General features: G+C 52.2%; 25 protein-coding genes. 21 read left to right on the top strand and 4 right to left on the bottom strand.

Going from position 1 to position 15,107, the window contains the following annotated elements; translation table 11 throughout:
* Positions 1–9: 9 nt before the first annotated feature.
* From rplP to ABXG94_RS10440, 3 genes are all read left to right on the top strand, one after another.
* Positions 10–423: a 50S ribosomal protein L16 gene (gene rplP, locus ABXG94_RS10450; protein ID WP_353533937.1), complete on the top strand. Its 414-nt coding sequence runs from the start codon at positions 10–12 to the stop codon at positions 421–423.
* A 218-nt stretch (positions 424–641) separates the two neighbouring features.
* Positions 642–1,283, top strand: coding sequence for a LysE family translocator (locus ABXG94_RS10445; protein ID WP_353533936.1), 642 nt, complete (start codon positions 642–644; stop codon positions 1,281–1,283).
* A gap of 73 nt (positions 1,284–1,356) precedes the next feature.
* Positions 1,357–2,130: an ion transporter gene (locus tag ABXG94_RS10440; RefSeq protein WP_353533935.1), complete on the top strand. Its 774-nt coding sequence runs from the start codon at positions 1,357–1,359 to the stop codon at positions 2,128–2,130.
* 19 nt (positions 2,131–2,149) lie between these two features.
* Here ABXG94_RS10440 and ABXG94_RS10435 read toward each other — a convergent pair whose 3' ends face one another.
* Complete coding sequence (locus ABXG94_RS10435; protein ID WP_353533934.1) at positions 2,150–2,770, bottom strand: 2OG-Fe(II) oxygenase family protein; 621 nt, start codon at positions 2,768–2,770, stop codon at positions 2,150–2,152.
* 130 nt (positions 2,771–2,900) lie between these two features.
* Here ABXG94_RS10435 and ABXG94_RS10430 point away from each other — a divergent pair, with 130 nt between their 5' ends.
* Positions 2,901–3,116, top strand: a complete 216-nt coding sequence (locus ABXG94_RS10430; protein WP_353533933.1) for a DUF6552 family protein — start codon at positions 2,901–2,903, stop codon at positions 3,114–3,116.
* A gap of 77 nt (positions 3,117–3,193) precedes the next feature.
* On the opposite strand, the gene ABXG94_RS10425 is transcribed toward ABXG94_RS10430, so the two are convergent.
* Positions 3,194–3,676, bottom strand: coding sequence for a tail fiber domain-containing protein (locus tag ABXG94_RS10425; protein ID WP_353533932.1), 483 nt, complete (start codon positions 3,674–3,676; stop codon positions 3,194–3,196).
* A 220-nt stretch (positions 3,677–3,896) separates the two neighbouring features.
* Between ABXG94_RS10425 and ABXG94_RS10420 the strand changes: the two genes are divergently transcribed.
* The 17 genes from ABXG94_RS10420 to ABXG94_RS10340 all read left to right on the top strand — a co-directional run bounded on the left by ABXG94_RS10420 (position 3,897) and on the right by ABXG94_RS10340 (position 11,781).
* Positions 3,897–4,322, top strand: a complete 426-nt coding sequence (locus tag ABXG94_RS10420; protein ID WP_353533931.1) for a hypothetical protein — start codon at positions 3,897–3,899, stop codon at positions 4,320–4,322.
* Positions 4,312–5,004 (top strand): HTTM domain-containing protein, encoded by a 693-nt coding sequence (locus ABXG94_RS10415; protein ID WP_353533930.1) that lies wholly within the window; start codon positions 4,312–4,314, stop codon positions 5,002–5,004. The genes ABXG94_RS10420 and ABXG94_RS10415 overlap by 11 nt, the downstream gene beginning before the upstream one ends.
* A 202-nt stretch (positions 5,005–5,206) precedes the next feature.
* Positions 5,207–5,407 carry a 50S ribosomal protein L29 gene (gene rpmC, locus ABXG94_RS10410; RefSeq protein ID WP_353533929.1) on the top strand — a complete coding sequence of 67 codons (201 nt, stop codon included), beginning with the start codon at positions 5,207–5,209 and terminating at the stop codon, positions 5,405–5,407.
* A gap of 14 nt (positions 5,408–5,421) precedes the next feature.
* Positions 5,422–5,652 (top strand): 30S ribosomal protein S17, encoded by a 231-nt coding sequence (rpsQ, locus tag ABXG94_RS10405; protein ID WP_353533928.1) that lies wholly within the window; start codon positions 5,422–5,424, stop codon positions 5,650–5,652.
* Positions 5,653–5,741: 89 nt separating this feature from the next.
* Positions 5,742–6,110: a 50S ribosomal protein L14 gene (gene rplN, locus ABXG94_RS10400; protein WP_035248467.1), complete on the top strand. Its 369-nt coding sequence runs from the start codon at positions 5,742–5,744 to the stop codon at positions 6,108–6,110.
* A gap of 1 nt (position 6,111) precedes the next feature.
* The gene (rplX, locus tag ABXG94_RS10395) at positions 6,112–6,423 is read left to right on the top strand and encodes a 50S ribosomal protein L24 (RefSeq protein ID WP_353533927.1); all 312 of its coding nucleotides are present in this window, start codon (positions 6,112–6,114) and stop codon (positions 6,421–6,423) included.
* Positions 6,416–6,976 carry a 50S ribosomal protein L5 gene (gene rplE / locus ABXG94_RS10390; RefSeq protein ID WP_353533926.1) on the top strand — a complete coding sequence of 187 codons (561 nt, stop codon included), beginning with the start codon at positions 6,416–6,418 and terminating at the stop codon, positions 6,974–6,976. The genes rplX and rplE overlap by 8 nt, the downstream gene beginning before the upstream one ends.
* 17 nt (positions 6,977–6,993) lie before the next feature.
* Positions 6,994–7,299 carry a 30S ribosomal protein S14 gene (gene rpsN, locus ABXG94_RS10385; RefSeq protein ID WP_303506774.1) on the top strand — a complete coding sequence of 102 codons (306 nt, stop codon included), beginning with the start codon at positions 6,994–6,996 and terminating at the stop codon, positions 7,297–7,299.
* A 13-nt stretch (positions 7,300–7,312) separates the two neighbouring features.
* Entirely contained in the window at positions 7,313–7,705 is a 393-nt protein-coding gene (rpsH, locus tag ABXG94_RS10380; RefSeq protein WP_353533925.1) for a 30S ribosomal protein S8, read from the top strand.
* A gap of 10 nt (positions 7,706–7,715) precedes the next feature.
* Positions 7,716–8,249, top strand: coding sequence for a 50S ribosomal protein L6 (rplF, locus tag ABXG94_RS10375; protein ID WP_353533924.1), 534 nt, complete (start codon positions 7,716–7,718; stop codon positions 8,247–8,249).
* Positions 8,250–8,260: 11 nt separating this feature from the next.
* A complete protein-coding gene (rplR, locus tag ABXG94_RS10370; protein ID WP_353533923.1) occupies positions 8,261–8,620 on the top strand; it encodes a 50S ribosomal protein L18 in 360 nt (119 codons plus the stop codon).
* Between the two features lie 147 nt (positions 8,621–8,767).
* Positions 8,768–9,331 (top strand): 30S ribosomal protein S5, encoded by a 564-nt coding sequence (gene rpsE, locus ABXG94_RS10365; protein ID WP_353533922.1) that lies wholly within the window; start codon positions 8,768–8,770, stop codon positions 9,329–9,331.
* A 12-nt stretch (positions 9,332–9,343) separates the two neighbouring features.
* A complete protein-coding gene (rpmD, locus tag ABXG94_RS10360) occupies positions 9,344–9,532 on the top strand; it encodes a 50S ribosomal protein L30 (RefSeq protein WP_353533921.1) in 189 nt (62 codons plus the stop codon).
* A gap of 148 nt (positions 9,533–9,680) precedes the next feature.
* Entirely contained in the window at positions 9,681–10,058 is a 378-nt protein-coding gene (locus ABXG94_RS10355) for a COG4315 family predicted lipoprotein (RefSeq protein WP_353533920.1), read from the top strand.
* An 87-nt stretch (positions 10,059–10,145) separates the two neighbouring features.
* Positions 10,146–10,649 (top strand): RNA polymerase sigma factor, encoded by a 504-nt coding sequence (locus tag ABXG94_RS10350; RefSeq protein WP_353533919.1) that lies wholly within the window; start codon positions 10,146–10,148, stop codon positions 10,647–10,649.
* Positions 10,646–11,407 carry an anti-sigma factor family protein gene (locus ABXG94_RS10345; RefSeq protein ID WP_353533918.1) on the top strand — a complete coding sequence of 254 codons (762 nt, stop codon included), beginning with the start codon at positions 10,646–10,648 and terminating at the stop codon, positions 11,405–11,407. The genes ABXG94_RS10350 and ABXG94_RS10345 overlap by 4 nt, the downstream gene beginning before the upstream one ends.
* A gap of 158 nt (positions 11,408–11,565) precedes the next feature.
* Positions 11,566–11,781, top strand: a complete 216-nt coding sequence (locus ABXG94_RS10340) for a DUF1127 domain-containing protein (RefSeq protein WP_353533917.1) — start codon at positions 11,566–11,568, stop codon at positions 11,779–11,781.
* Positions 11,782–11,888: 107 nt separating this feature from the next.
* Here ABXG94_RS10340 and ABXG94_RS10335 read toward each other — a convergent pair whose 3' ends face one another.
* A complete protein-coding gene (locus ABXG94_RS10335; RefSeq protein ID WP_353533916.1) occupies positions 11,889–14,378 on the bottom strand; it encodes an ATP-binding protein in 2,490 nt (829 codons plus the stop codon).
* Entirely contained in the window at positions 14,378–15,106 is a 729-nt protein-coding gene (locus ABXG94_RS10330; RefSeq protein WP_353533915.1) for a response regulator, read from the bottom strand. The genes ABXG94_RS10335 and ABXG94_RS10330 overlap by 1 nt, the downstream gene beginning before the upstream one ends.
* Position 15,107 lies beyond the last annotated feature (1 nt).

Genomic DNA, 15,107 nt, shown 5'->3' with positions numbered 1-15,107 from the left:
AACTGAAAAATGCTTCAACCAAAGCGTACAAAATTCCGCAAGATGTTCAAAGGCCGCATCAAAGGCGAAGCCAAGGGTGGTTCCACTCTTAACTTCGGTTCTTTTGGCCTGAAAGCTCTACAGCCGGAACGCGTGACTGCTCGTCAAATCGAAGCAGCACGTCGTGCGATGACCCGCCACATGAAACGTCAAGGCCGTGTTTGGATCCGTATTTTCCCAGACCTGCCTGTGACCTCTAAGCCTGTCGAAGTTCGTATGGGTAAAGGTAAAGGTTCCGTTGATTATTGGGCGTGCAAGGTAAAACCTGGCCGCGTGATGTTTGAAATCGATGGCGTTGACGAAGTTGTTGCTCGCGAAGCTCTGCGCCTCGCAGCGATGAAACTTCCGGTAAAAACCCGCGTCGTGGCTCGCGAAGACTGGTAAGAATTTACCATTCTGAAGAAATTATTAACCCCCGTCGAGAAATCGGCGGGGGTTTTTTCTCGCCGTGGATGTGGCGCGCGAATTCTTTGAATTGCAGAGCTAGAAGTTTTTCCTCCGGGCCGAGCGATTGCTTCCTTCCCCCACTTAATATCGAAAGTTGGGATTGAAATTGGCTGGCGCTCATGATTGGCTGCGCTTCTGATTTAAGGACACATCTTATGGAAACCCTTACCCCCTTTATTGCTTATGTTGCCGCGCTTGGTATTGCGGCTGTTATCCCCGGTCCGGGCATTGCGGCGCTGGTTGGTCAGGCGCTTGGGGGCAATCAACGGGCATCGGCGTTTTTCTTGGCTGGCATTGCACTGGGGGATGTGACCTATCTGACCGTCGCCGTCATTGGTCTTGCGGCGATTGCCAAAACATTCGCCAGTGCCTTTTTGGTGATCAAGGTCTTGGGAGGGCTTTATTTGTTGTATCTGGCCTATGGGTTTTTGACCAGCAAGGCAGGGCTGACCAAGGTGGGCACAGAACGGCCCAAATCAAGTTCCGGGTCTTTTTTGGCAGGGTATTTTGTAACCTTGGGCAATCCCAAAACCATCGTTTTCTATTTGGCGCTTTTGCCAACCGTAATGGACCTGAACAACGTGCATTTGTTTGAGTGGGCGATGTTGGCGATCTTGACGGTTTTGGTGATTGTTGCGGCCCTTGCGCCCTATGCGGTTTTGGCAAGCAAAGCGCGGTCGCTGATGACCCAGCCACAGGCGTTGCGGCGCTTAAATCGCATCGCGGCGACAGCAATTGGTGGCGCGGGAACCCTGATCTTGGGCGAGGCGATTACAGCCGTTTTTCGCCGCACCTGAATTCATCCTAAACCGCCCTTGCACCCCGACCTAATCGTGCCATATCAGCACCAAAGGTTAACGGGCGGGCACAATGCGTAAGCAACTTTCAGACATTCTTGATCGATCCATCACGCGCAACATCATCATGGGCGTTATCCTGTTCAACGCTGTGATCTTGGGGCTGGAAACCTCTGACGGCATCATGGAACAGGCGGGCCAGCTGATCACCACATTGGACACGATCTGTTTGTCGATCTTCGTCGTCGAATTGTTGGCAAAGTTTTACGCACGCGGGATGGCGTTTTTCCGGAATGGCTGGAGCCTGTTTGATCTTGCGATTGTTGGCATTTCACTGTCGCCTGTGGGCGCGGGCCTGTCGGTTTTGCGGGCATTGCGGATCTTACGACTGCTGCGGGTGGTGTCGGTTGTGCCGTCCCTGCGCCGCGTGGTTGAAGCCTTTATCATGGCCTTGCCGGGCATGGCGTCGGTGTTTTTGCTAACTGGCGTGATCTATTACATCGGTGCTGTGATCGCGACCAAACTATATGGCGACACTTTCCCCCAATGGTTTGGCAGCTTGGGTGAGTCGCTTTATTCGTTGTTTCAGGTGATGACACTGGAAAGCTGGTCGATGGGCATCGTGCGTCCTGTAATGGAGGTACATCCGCAAGCCTGGCTGTTCTTTGTGCCGTTTATCCTGATCACGGCATTTGCAGTGGTCAATTTGGTTGTGGGCTTGATTGTCAGCACCATGCAAGACGCGCATGCCGAAGAGGACAATGCGGCCACGGACAGCTATCGCGAAGAGGTCATGGATCGTTTGGCCCGTATCGAGGCCGCGCTTCTTAAAGGTGACATGAAGTAAAAGGTCTAAGCGCTGTGCCTTAGTCCCACCTGTAGTTGAAGCTGACGGATATGCGTTCTTCTTCGGCCATGTTCATCGGTACTTCGTGGCGCAGCCAGCTTTCCCACAGCAGCACATCACCGACGTCGGGGGTGACATAGATAAAGTTTTTCATCTCGCGGCGGGCGTCTTTGATGCGCGGTGGGGCCGCCATCATCATCGCGTGGCGGGGGTCTTCCAGTTTTAGTGCGCTGGTGCCTTCAGGCATCGACACATACGTTGTGCCACTGATCACCGAGTGCGGGTGTATATGGGCGGAATGGCTGCCACCTTCGGGCAGCACATTGATCCAAAGATCCTCGAGCACCAATTTGCGCCCATCCAAATCGAAATCCAGATCTTTGGCAAAGGCAGCGACATGGGCGTCCAGCGCCTTGACCAGATCGGCAAAGATTGGAAAGCGCCAAGGCAAATCTGTCAGTGAGGCATAGCTGGTATAGCCCGGATAGGCATTGGCCTCACACCATTCATGGCCGGCATCATCATCTTCGGCGATGGTGATACACGAGTTTTCAAGCTCGGCGCCATCTATGGAGGGGGCAAATTCTGACAAAGCCGCGCGATAAAGCCGGGTAACGAAAAGTGATTCAATCTGTGACATGCCAAACTGATATCTGAGCCAATCCCAAAGCGCGAGAGTTCCAGCGAAATTTGCGGAAAATTTGACGTTTTTTTTGCTTAAGCTAGAGCGAATTGGTGCATATAGGCGTCAAAGGCAACGTGGGTGTGATATGAAAACAGTTGATTTGGTTAAGTGGGTCGCAACTGCTATCCAGCTGGTTGGATATGGGCTGACGGGATTGAACATAGTGCCATGGAATGTATTTTTCTTTTTTGCCGGGATCGTGCTTTGGTTCGCGGTTGGCGTTATGTGGAAAGATCGGGCCATCATGGTGGTGCATCTGGGCGCGTTTGTGTCCCTGATGGCCGGTTATCTAAATTCATAGAGTGGGCCGCAGGTGCAATAATTGCGCCTGCGGCTCGCAGATAAACTTTCCTAGGCAAATGGACTATGGCGAGTGGCTTAGGATCTTTTCAACGCAGCGTCGCCAGCTTCTTTCATGATATCCATATCAATGCCCTGCAACGGCAACGCGCCATAGTTGACCATCAAATACCCCTTTGGACCGGTTTTAACGGCATGTTCATAACGCGGATCTTTCAAAAGGTCTTGTGCTAGGACGCCTGAAAAATAGCGATCATCCCCCACATAGCGGAAGGCATAGACCGTTATTCCGTTGTCCAGAACCTTCAACTTTTTGATGTCGGTCTTCAGGCGTTCATCTGATGAAAGATAATAGTGGCTGATGCCCCCAACGCCTTGGGCCAGCATAACGCCAGCAACAATGATAACTGCAGCCAGCACACAGGTGGTGCGATTGCCCACACAATAGTTGCTAGAAGGGCCGCTGGATGGGCTGGAAAACGGTGCGCAGGCAGTCACTGCGATCATCGCGCTGATAGAAACCGCGGAAACTGTATTGCGGCAAATTTTGAAATTAATCATATATTCGTCCCCTATTTCTGGTTCCTTCGCCCCGGCGAAAGAATTTAATTGAATAGGTTTCTTGTTGTCTTTTTCTCCAGCCCCATACCACTATACCGCATTTTGTATTGTTTTTCCTCACTTTTTTGGACTTTGGGTCTCAATTAGTTGATTGAGAATGAGCGGGTATCAACAAAATGGATTTAAACCTTTTGAAAACTGAGGGCCGTAGATAGGACAGATGATACGCAAAACCATAGACCTGTTGTTGCCCGCTCTGTTTCCCAGTTGGCGGTTTTTTAAGACGGTTGGGCCGTCGCCGCGCATTGAATATCGGGTGATAAAAGGGGGCGTGGAAACCAATTGGCAAGCCAGTCATCCGATCCCAACCACCATCAGTCCCACCCAAATGGTCAAGCGCCTGTTTTGGAACCCGCAGCGCAATACACAGCTTTATATGGTCGCCTTAGCAGAGCGGCTGGTTTCTGGCGTGAAGGACCACTCTGAACAAGAGCTGACGCGACTGGTTGCAGAGCCATTACAGCCCTTACAGGGCATGTTGCAGTTTCGGTTGCTGTTTCTTGTGCCCGAGGGTGACAAGATCGCGGGGCACGTGCTTTTTGAAAGCACGCCGGTTGCCTTGTCAGAGCTGCACCATGATGTTTGAATTGTCGCTGGCTTTAACCATGCGCCTAACCGAAGTGATGTTGGCCCTCGCACTTGGTCAGCAGGCGCTTGAGCATCTGTTGCTTGGTCGCGATCGCGCGCTTTACGCAGCACGTTTGCTGTGTTGCTTGTGGCTTTTGACCGGATGGCACGCTGGCTTGGTACTTGTTGTGCTTTGGCTCAGCCATCTTTTGGTGCTGCACCGGTTCAACGGGCCTTATAATGGCGGTGCTGATAAAATGGGGGTGTTGATCACCACTTGTTTGATGGCGGCACATTTGGCACCAGAACCACGCTGGGCTGAGCTTGCGATATCGTATCTGGCGGTGCAACTTGTACTGTCTTACTTTGTGTCGGGCTATGTGAAAATCGTGAACCCAGATTGGCGCAGCGGGCAGGCGCTGGTCGATGTCTATCGGTTCTCGGCTTATCCCGTGGCCGAGGATCTGCGCAGTTTTGCGGACCACCCAAAGCTTTTGTGGACCATGAGCTGGTGCGTTATGGGCTTTGAAGTTGTGTTTCCACTGGCCTTGCTACATCCCTTTGCGCTGACAACCGGGATGCTGATCGCCGGAACGTTCCATTTGGCCAATGCGATGCTGTTTGGTTTGAACCGGTTCTTTTGGATATGGCTCTGTGCTTACCCAAGTTTGATCTGGTTTCAGGACCGGGTGTTTGGGTGATTGCCACCTCTGGCTAAAAACATGGAAACGCCTGTGAAACTTGGTCCTTTTCGCTTGCCCTAACCCAGTAACCCCCCTATAGACGCGTATCTCACGGATTCCCGGCGACGGGATTCGTGTGTTTTGTTTTGGTCCACCAGATCAATGGGTCACCCTGAACATACTGTCAGGCGCTCTCTGGTGTAGGAAAGGAAGAGGCGACATGAACGCCAATAAACTTCGCGAGAAGTCCGCAGATCAACTGCGTGAAGAGCTCGCAAACCTGAAAAAAGAAAGCTTCAATCTGCGCTTTCAACAGGCAACCGGTCAGATGGAAAACACTTCAGGCATCAAAGCGGCACGCCGCAACGCTGCCCGCGTTAAAACCATCCTGAACGAAAAAGCCGCACAAGCTGCAGAATAAGGGAGCTTTGAGACATGCCTAAACGAATCCTTCGCGGTGTTGTAACCAGCAACGCAAATGAACAGACAGTAACCGTGTCCGTAGAGCGTCGCTTTACGCACCCAGTTCTGAAGAAAACCATCCGTAAGTCCAAAAAATACCGGGCTCACGATGAACAGAATGCTTTCAACGTTGGTGACAAAGTCAAAATCATTGAGTGCGCACCAAAGTCGAAAACGAAACGTTGGGAAGTTCTGGAAGCTTAAACCAAGCTTCCCGGACGACTTGACAAAGTCGAAACCCTGGGGACACAGCTGACACGCATCGTCAGTTCCCATAGGTCGGGAGAAACCAAATGATCCAGATGCAAACAAACCTGGATGTTGCTGACAACTCCGGCGCTCGCCGAGTTCAGTGCATCAAGGTTCTGGGTGGCTCTAAGCGTAAGTACGCTTCCGTAGGTGACGTTATTGTCGTCTCGGTTAAAGAAGCTATCCCACGTGGTCGCGTTAAAAAAGGCGACGTCCGTAAGGCCGTTGTTGTACGCACCGCTAAAGAAGTTCGTCGTGAAGACGGCACAGCAATCCGCTTTGACCGTAACGCAGCCGTGATCCTGAACAATGCAGGTGAGCCGGTTGGTACCCGTATTTTCGGGCCGGTTGTTCGCGAATTGCGGGCCAAAAACTTCATGAAAATCATCTCACTCGCGCCGGAGGTGCTGTAAGATGGCTGCTAAGCTTAAAAAAGGCGACAAAGTCGTCGTACTTGCTGGCAAAGACAAGGGCCAAGAGGGCGTTATCGCTTCTGTTGACCCGAAAGCTGGCAAAGCAGTGGTAGACGGCGTTAACATGGCCATCCGCCACACCAAGCAATCCCAGACTGACCAAGGAGGTCGCGTGCCTAAGGCAATGCCGATCCAGCTCAGCAATCTGGCATTCTTGGATGCAAACGGTAAAGCAACACGCGTTGGCTTCAAAATCGAAGGCGACAAAAAAGTGCGTTTTGCTAAGACGACAGGAGATGTGATCGATGCTTGATAATGCTGACTACACTCCACGTCTGAAGGCGCTGTACAACGACACAATCCGTGCCGCTCTGAAAGAAGAGTTTGGCTATAAGAACGCAATGCAGACACCTGCACTTGAAAAAATCGTTCTGAACATCGGTTGTGGTCGTGCGGCTGTTAAAGACAGCAAAAAAGCCAAGTCCGCGCAAGCTGACCTGACTTTGATCGCAGGTCAAAAAGCCCTGACAACTGTTGCGAAAAACTCTATCGCTGGCTTCCGCGTTCGCGAAGGCATGCCGATGGGCGCAAAAGTGACTCTTCGTGGCGACCGTATGTTCGAATTCCTCGATCGTCTGATCACCGTAGCGATGCCACGTATTCGTGACTTCCGCGGCGTGAAGCCAAGCTTTGATGGCCGCGGCAACTTTGCCACTGGTTTGAAAGAGCACATCGTATTCCCTGAAATCGACTTTGATAAAGTTGACGAAAACTGGGGTATGGACATCGTGATTACGACCACCGCCGATAACGACGCTGAAGCCAAGAGCCTGTTGAAAGCTTTCAACATGCCGTTCAACGCTTAAGCGCGGGAGAGGATATCATGGCTAAAAAATCTATGATCGCACGCGAGAAAAAGCGCGAAGCACTGGTGGCAAAATATGCCGCTAAGCGCGCCGAGCTTAAAGAAATCGCAAACGACGAGAGCAAGACAATGGAAGAGCGTTTCACAGCGCGCCTGAAGCTTGCAAAACTGCCGCGCAACAGCTCGGCTACACGTCTGCACAACCGTTGCCAACTGACCGGTCGTCCGCATGCTTACTATCGTAAGCTAAAGGTCAGCCGGATCGCGCTGCGGGAACTTGGCTCGAATGGCCAAATCCCCGGCATGGTTAAGTCAAGCTGGTAAGGAGGGTTAAAAAATGAACGATCCTATCGGTGATATGCTGACCCGTATCCGCAACGGTCAATTGCGCGGCAAGTCCACAGTGTCTTCGCCAGCGTCAAAGTTGCGTGCTTGGGTTCTGGATGTACTGGCTGACGAAGGCTACATCCGCGGCTACGAAAAAACGACTGGTAACGACGGCCACCCGGCTATCGAAATCAGCCTGAAATACTACGAAGGCACTCCTGTCATTCGCGAAGTGAAGCGGGTTTCTAAACCTGGCCGTCGCGTTTACATGAGCGTCAATGACATTCCAGTTGTCCGTCAGGGCCTGGGTGTGTCGATTGTCTCCACCCCTAAAGGTGTGATGTCGGATGCAAATGCTCGTGCCAACAATGTTGGCGGCGAAGTACTTTGCACGGTCTTCTAAGGAGCTTAGAATGTCTCGTATTGGTAAAAAACCGGTCGAACTTCCCAGTGGCGTAACTGCTTCTGTCTCCGGCCAGACCATCGAAGTTAAGGGTCCAAAAGCGACTCATTCCTTCACCGCAACCGACGATGTGACACTGACTGTCGAAGAGAACACCGTTAAGGTAACTCCTCGCGGCAAGTCCAAGCGTGCACGTCAACAGTGGGGCATGTCCCGTACTGTTGTACAAAACCTTGTCACCGGCGTGACCTCAGGCTTCAAAAAAGAGCTTGAGATCGTTGGTGTTGGTTACCGTGCCCAGATGCAGGGTAAAACCCTGAAGCTGGCGCTGGGTCTGTCACACGATGTCAACTTTGAAGTTCCAGAAGGCGTGACTGTTACAGCACCTAAGCCGACTGAGATCATCATCGAAGGCAGCGATTCACAGCTTGTAGGTCAGGTCGCGGCGAACATCCGCGAATGGCGTAAGCCTGAGCCTTATAAAGGCAAGGGTATCAAGTACAAAGACGAGTATATCTTCCGCAAGGAAGGTAAGAAGAAGTAAGGACCAGAGTAATGGCAAACAGCACACGGGAACTGTTCCTCAAGCGCCGCCTGCGCGTCCGGAACAAACTTCGCAAGGTAAACACTGGCAAGCTGCGCTTGTCCGTGAACCGCTCGAACAAGAACATCAGCGCTCAGCTGATCGACGACGTAAACGGTGTAACCCTCGTATCGGCTTCCTCTTTGGAAAAAGATCTGGGCGTTGTTGGCAAGAACAACATCGACGCAGCGACAAAAGTGGGCGCGGCAATTGCCGAGCGCGCTGTCAAAGCGGGTCACACCGAAGCGTATTTCGATCGCGGCGGTCGCCTGTTCCACGGCAAAGTGAAGGCCTTGGCCGAAGCTGCGCGTGAAGGTGGCTTGAAAGTCTGATTATGGACGCCCCTCGCTAGGGGGGCGTTTTTTCTATTTGTGGGTTTCCAATTGGGAACCCCGATGATCCGGGGGCGCAAATGCTCACTAGGATTGGACAAAGGCGCACTGTGGTAATGCATGCGCCAGATTACAAAGGAATGCCAAATGGCAGAACGTGAAAATCGTCGCGGCCGCGGTCGCAAACGCGAAGAAGAAACTCCTGAATTTCAGGACCGCTTGGTTGCAATCAACCGCGTTTCCAAAACCGTAAAAGGTGGTAAGCGCTTTGGTTTCGCAGCACTTGTTGTTGTTGGTGACCAAAAAGGTCGTGTTGGCTTCGGCAAAGGTAAAGCAAAAGAAGTACCTGAGGCGATCCGCAAAGCGACTGAGCAAGCGAAACGTCAAATGGTTCGCGTGCCTCTGCGTGAAGGCCGTACTTTGCACCATGACGTCAATGGTCGTCACGGCGCTGGTAAAGTCGTTATGCGTACAGCACCTGAAGGTACTGGTATCATCGCCGGTGGTCCAATGCGTGCCGTCTTCGAAATGCTGGGCGTAAAAGACGTTGTATCTAAGTCTATTGGTTCCCAGAACCCATATAACATGATCCGCGCAACACTTGACGGCCTGACCAAAGAGTCTAGCCCACGTCAGGTTGCAGCACGTCGTGGCAAAAAAGTTGCTGAAATCCTGCGTAAGGATGAAGCACCTGCAGCAGCAGACGCGTAAGGAGACTGACCAATGGCTAAAACTATCGTTGTAAAACAGGTCGGTTCCCCGATCCGTCGCCCACAAGACCAGCGTGCAACGCTGATCGGTCTGGGTCTGAACAAGATGAACAAAACCCGTGAACTGGAAGACACACCTTCCGTACGTGGCATGATCAACAAGATCCCACACATGGTAGAGATCATCGAAGAAAAGGGCTAAGCGCCAGTTTCTAAAGACTTTAAAGCGCCCTCGGATTCCCGGGGGCGCTTTTTTTTGAAAAAAATTTGGTTTTGCGGAATAAACCGGCGATCAGCTTCGTATGTCTTATACCAGCCCTTCAAAAGGGCATGACATTTAGGAGCCAACAATGACTCGTTTTCTGATTATTGCCACCGCCGCTGCAACCCTTTCCGCGTGTTCCGCCTATGCAGCGGGCCATGCCGCGCCCGTCAAAACCTCGGACGCCGGATACTTCACCGATGCAGCTGACATGACGCTTTATACTTTTGACAAAGACACGGCAGGCAAATCAAATTGCAATGCCGGCTGTGCGCGGGCTTGGCCGCCATTGGTGGCCAAAGAAGGGGCGGATTTGCCCGATGGTTTTACGGCGATCAAACGCAAAAACGGGGACATGCAAATCGCCTTTAATGGTCAACCGCTCTATCTGTGGATCCAGGACAAAAAGCCAGGAGACACAACCGGTGATGGCGTCCAGGGCGTTTGGCATATCGCTAAGCCCTGATCTGGCCGCAAACAGATTTTGCCAAGATGGGCTGGCGTCACATCGCCCGCCCGTGCATGATTGATCTGACCCAATTCGGATGCTTCAATGCCCCGGTTCACAGCCCAACTCAAAGATGCGATGCCACATCTCTGGCGATATGCATATTCCCTGACCCAAGATCGCCCGCAGGCGGATGATCTGGTGCAGGATTGTGTGGAACGTGGCCTGCGCAAACGGGCGCTTTGGGACCAAAACCAACCCTTGCGCCCATGGTTGATGAAAATACTGCTTAATATATTCCGCGACCGTTACCGTGCACGCGCGCGACTTGCCGAGGTGCCGTTCTTAAATGAACACGCTGGGGCGGCTCAGGACACAACTGTTGAAGACAGGGCAGAACTGGCGGCCGTTGTGCGTCGCATGCAGGGCTTGCCAGAGGCGCAACAACATGCGCTGCAACTTGTTGCTTTTGGCGGCTTAAGTTATGCCGAAACCGCCGAAGTTCTTGGTGTGCCGATTGGGACAATATTGTCGCGTGTCGCACGGGCTCGGGCAAAGCTGAATGACGAAGCCACTGCAAATGCATCCGGGCTAAGGAGCGTGACATGACCGACTTCAATACCATCGAAGAGCGGCTGAGTGCGTATCTTGACGGGGAAATGTCCGCAGTGGATCGCGCGGCCTTCGAAGAGGTGCTAGAGGCCGATCCCAGCATTGCCGAACGTGTCTCGCAATGGGCTTCCACGGACGACATCTTGCAATCTTTGGTGCCAACGCCCTCTGACAGTCATATGGAAAGCCTTATGGCTGCCAATCGCCCTGAAGGCCCACGCTGGACTATGCGCCGGTTTGCAAGCCTTGCGTTGGTGTTTTTGCTTGGTGGGCTAGGGGGGTATGGCTTGAACACTGTTCAGAAAACCGACGATCCAGCGCAGATCGTGATCATTCGGGCTACTTTGGATGCGACGTCGGCGCACCGTTTGTTTACTGCCGAGATGCGCCATGCTGTCGAAGTTGGCCCCGAGGAAACCGACCATCTGGAAACCTGGCTTGCCAAACGTATGGGCCGTCAAATGGTAGTGCCCCAACTGGAAGAGCACGGCCTGACCTTTATTGGCGGGCGTCTGTTGCCTTCGGGCGGACAGGCGGCAGCGCAATATATGTATGAGGATGCTCAGGGTGAACGGGTAACGGTTTATATGGCCCGCACGTCCACCCAGGCACAGACCTCGTTGCGATTCCTTGAAGAAGAAGACCTGACAACCGTCCGCTGGCAGGATGGCCCTTGGGTTTTCTTTGTTGTTGCACCGCTAGAGCGCGAACAGCTTTCGCCGATTGCAATCAAAGTACACGAAACGCTTATTTGAGAGGCGTTTCAATAATTTAGCTATGCTGCACCTGCATAACAGCTTTCCCATAATGTAAGTTGTTCGCGCTAACTTGCTGTCCTATCTCAGTGTCACGAGGAGAACACAACTTAACCCGCTGGGAAATACGTCTCAGCATTCTCTATAGGAGTTGCATCATGGCAACCGCAGTAAACACAACATATCTTGGCACTGGCATCGTTGATCGTATCCGGGGCCTGTTCACAGAATTCAAAGCCGCTCAGGCGAAACGCGCGACTTACCGGACAACTTATAACGAGTTGTCAAACCTGACAGACCGTGATCTCGCAGATCTGGGTTTCTCTCGCTACGATATCGCAGACATTGCTCACGAGCACGTCTACGGCAAATAAGCGACTGACATCGTTGGTTTAAGAACACCGCCTCCGGTTTACCGGGGGCGTTTTGTTTTGTACGGGGAGAAGCTTTGCCCAGTAGTCAAGCTTGTGATAACGCGTTTTCAATTCAGCAAAGCAAGCGCGCTTCTTGACACGGGTTTTTCCAGAAACACAACATCAGACGGTAGCGCCTCGGCAAGACTGGTCTTTCCGCTAATAAGTAAGCATCGTGTCTTGGGCGATTGGCGTCGTGCTACCTTCAATAAATCCAATCCGTTCTCTTCTGTACCAAGATCAAAATCACTGACGATCAAATCAAAGGTGTGCTTCTCTAGGGCCGATTTTGCGTCTTCAACTGATGGACATAGCCTGACGTCATAGCCCAATGCGGACAACGCGGTTTCAGTCACTTGACGATCTTTTGGATTGTCGTCGACAAGTAGGGCTAAGCGATTGGGAGAGACGGTTTGTGCCGTCGCAACAGTGGCTAAGGGCAGAACGATATGGATCTGCGTCCCCCTATCAATGCGGCTTTCAATTTCCATTGTGCCGCCAGATTGAATGATAAACCCATAGACAATGGATAATCCAAGACCGGTGCCGCCATCTGCACTGCGCGTGGTAAAAAACGGCTCAATGGCCTTTTTTCGAATATCAGGTGACATGCCGCTGCCTGTGTCGGTCACAGATATAGTCGCGGTTTCATCAGCTTCGCAGCTCAGGGTAACTTCAATCGTACCTTGCTGATTCATCGCGTTATTGGCGTTCAAAACCAGATTCAAGATCGCGGATTCAAGCTGGCCTGGGTCTGCCAAAACCAGCAGAGGGTCGTTAGTATAGGTGACTTGAATTTTGACACCTGGTTTCAGTCCAATTTCGACCAGTTCGATCATGCCTGCTATCAACGAGTTCAGATCGACGACTTCCGGCAATAAGGGTTGTTTTCGGGCAAACGCTAGCAAACGATCCGTCAACGAAGTGCCAAACTCTACGGCATTTTCAATAGCTGCTATATTCTTGGAAGCGTCGGCATTGTCGCTTTCACCCAAAAGATGCGCATGGGTGCGGATTGTGGCGAGGATATTTCCAAAGTCATGGGCTGAATCGCCTGCCAGTTTTCCTAGTGTTTCTATTCGGTCGATCTGTTCCAAACGTGCTTGAATGCTGCGTTGTTCAGTAACGTCTGACAGCAGCCAAACCCGCCCTTCATCCGGCAAACGACTGGCGCGCAATTCTATGATCTGTCCATCTGCGGCGACGAGTTCTATCGACCCTCGATGCGAGGCCGTTAAACCCGCTGCGACCGCAGATGGCCCAAATCGGCCTTCACGGAGCCACAGCGCAATGTCGCTTAGATCGCTTTTGTCTGCGATCAAGCCAAGAATGTGATCAAACGCCGGGTTGGATGCGGTAAGTTTGCCAGTTGCATCTGTGATCGCAATACCGTCAGAAATATTGGCGAATACCTTTTCGAACAAGGCGTTGCGTTGGTTAAGTGCACGGTGTGACCTGTCTAGCCGCAGCGCATTTGCGCGAAAACTGCGGAACGTTCGAAAAAGATCTCCGATTTCGTCAGAATTGCCCAGCTTGCGCGGCAATACACTGCTTCGGTCGCCCTTTGCGAGATTGACCATCGCCTCGGAAACGCGGCCAATGTTGAATGCGACATAGCGGGATACAAATAAGGCCGCCGCCAAAGCGCAGGCCAGTCCGATCGCGCTGATGCTGGCAATCGAGAGCCGTGTAAGTTTGATCAAGGAAGATGAGGCGCTGCGTTCTTGCGTCAAAAAATTTTCAACTTCACGCGCATATTGGGACGCGAGTTCATTGATCTGATTGGCGTCCCGACGAATCCGGAAAAGCGCATTTTGCGCGTTCAGAATTGCCCCGAGTTCTTTGCGACGCAATTCAAAGATGCCGAATTCTCCTGAGACCTGTTCTGACAGCTGCTTCAGGAAGGTGGCTTGGGAGCCGTTCAAAAGAGCTACATCAATGGGCTGCGCCTGACGCTGATATTGCCGCTGTTCTTCGCCGACCCCGATCAAGTTGTCCGCATAGGCTGCGTTCAAGGCGTCGGCATTCATGCTCTGCAGCGTCCACCAAACAAGGCGTATTGTGTCAGACGTAGACGGATTTTCAATAGCTGTGGTAGCGCGCTCGCGCAACATGCTCAAAGTCGCGATCCGCGCTCGTATTTGGGATTGAACCAGATCCAAGGATCTTGACGCTTCAACCAGATCATTGATACCAGCTTCCATTGCGATGGTGATCGGGAATAGTTCATCCCGTTTGGTGTCAGGCCCGTCAGGATCAGCCCATTGCTCTCTGACCCGGCGCAAAATTGCAACGAGTAGTTGGCCTTCTTGTTCAATTAGAAAATTTGAACGCTGATTCAGCAGATAGGGAGCTGAAGTTGCAAGGTCAGAGGTGCGCTTTGATAAATCTATGGCCTGAGCAACCTGACTGAGGGATTGCCTGTGCAATTCTTCAAGTTGGGTGTCCACGCGATGCAGCGCGGTCCATGTCAGCCCGCTTATGCCAAGGATGGCCAAGGACAAGATCGCAAGTGCAGTCCAGAGCCGACCGCGAACCGAGCGAGGTAAATACCGCATTAGTCCGCATCCCTGACGTGGTTCGTCACAAAGATATAGCCTTGCCCTCGGCGGGTCTGGAGGTGAACAGGTTTAGAGGGGTTTTCTTCTATCTTTCGGCGCAATCGCAAGATCAGGACATCAACCGTGCGATCCACATATTTTGTCAGGTCACTGCCCAATTCCGCCAACAAGTCGACGCGTGTAATGATGTCATTGGGGCGGCCAAGGAAATAGTCTAACAGTCGGTATTCCGCGTTGGTTAATGCAATTTCCTGGCTAAATTGGTCAAACAGAATGCGCTGCTTTTGATCCACTGTGAATCGTCCAAACGTCAGACAACCATTTTGGAAGGAGTTTGGGCCAGTAACCTGGGATCCAGCTCCGTAGCGGCGCAAGACCGCGCGGATACGTGCCACAAGTTCGCGCGGATTAAATGGCTTTAGTACATAGTCGTCAGCGCCAAGTTCCAATCCAACTATCTTGTCGGTTTCATCACCATGTCCGGTTAACATGACAATGGGTAGATCGTGGCTTTTGCGGATACTAAGCGCTAGATCAAGGCCGCTTTCATCGCCCAATCGAAGGTCGATCAAGATCAAGTCGAACGCTGTCGTTTTCTGTATGTCGTTGAACTCAGCGATACTCGCCATCGGCACCGCGTCGAGCTGGTTTTGGTGCAACAGAGCGACAAGCGCATCGCGCATGCTTGCTTCATCGTCGACGATGCCTATGGTTGGGCGCGACACG

This window comes from Cognatishimia sp. WU-CL00825 (genome assembly GCF_040364665.1).
Lineage (GTDB): Bacteria > Pseudomonadota > Alphaproteobacteria > Rhodobacterales > Rhodobacteraceae > Cognatishimia.
Note: the sequence above shows the minus strand (reverse complement) of the source record. Positions and strands in the feature narration are given on the sequence as shown.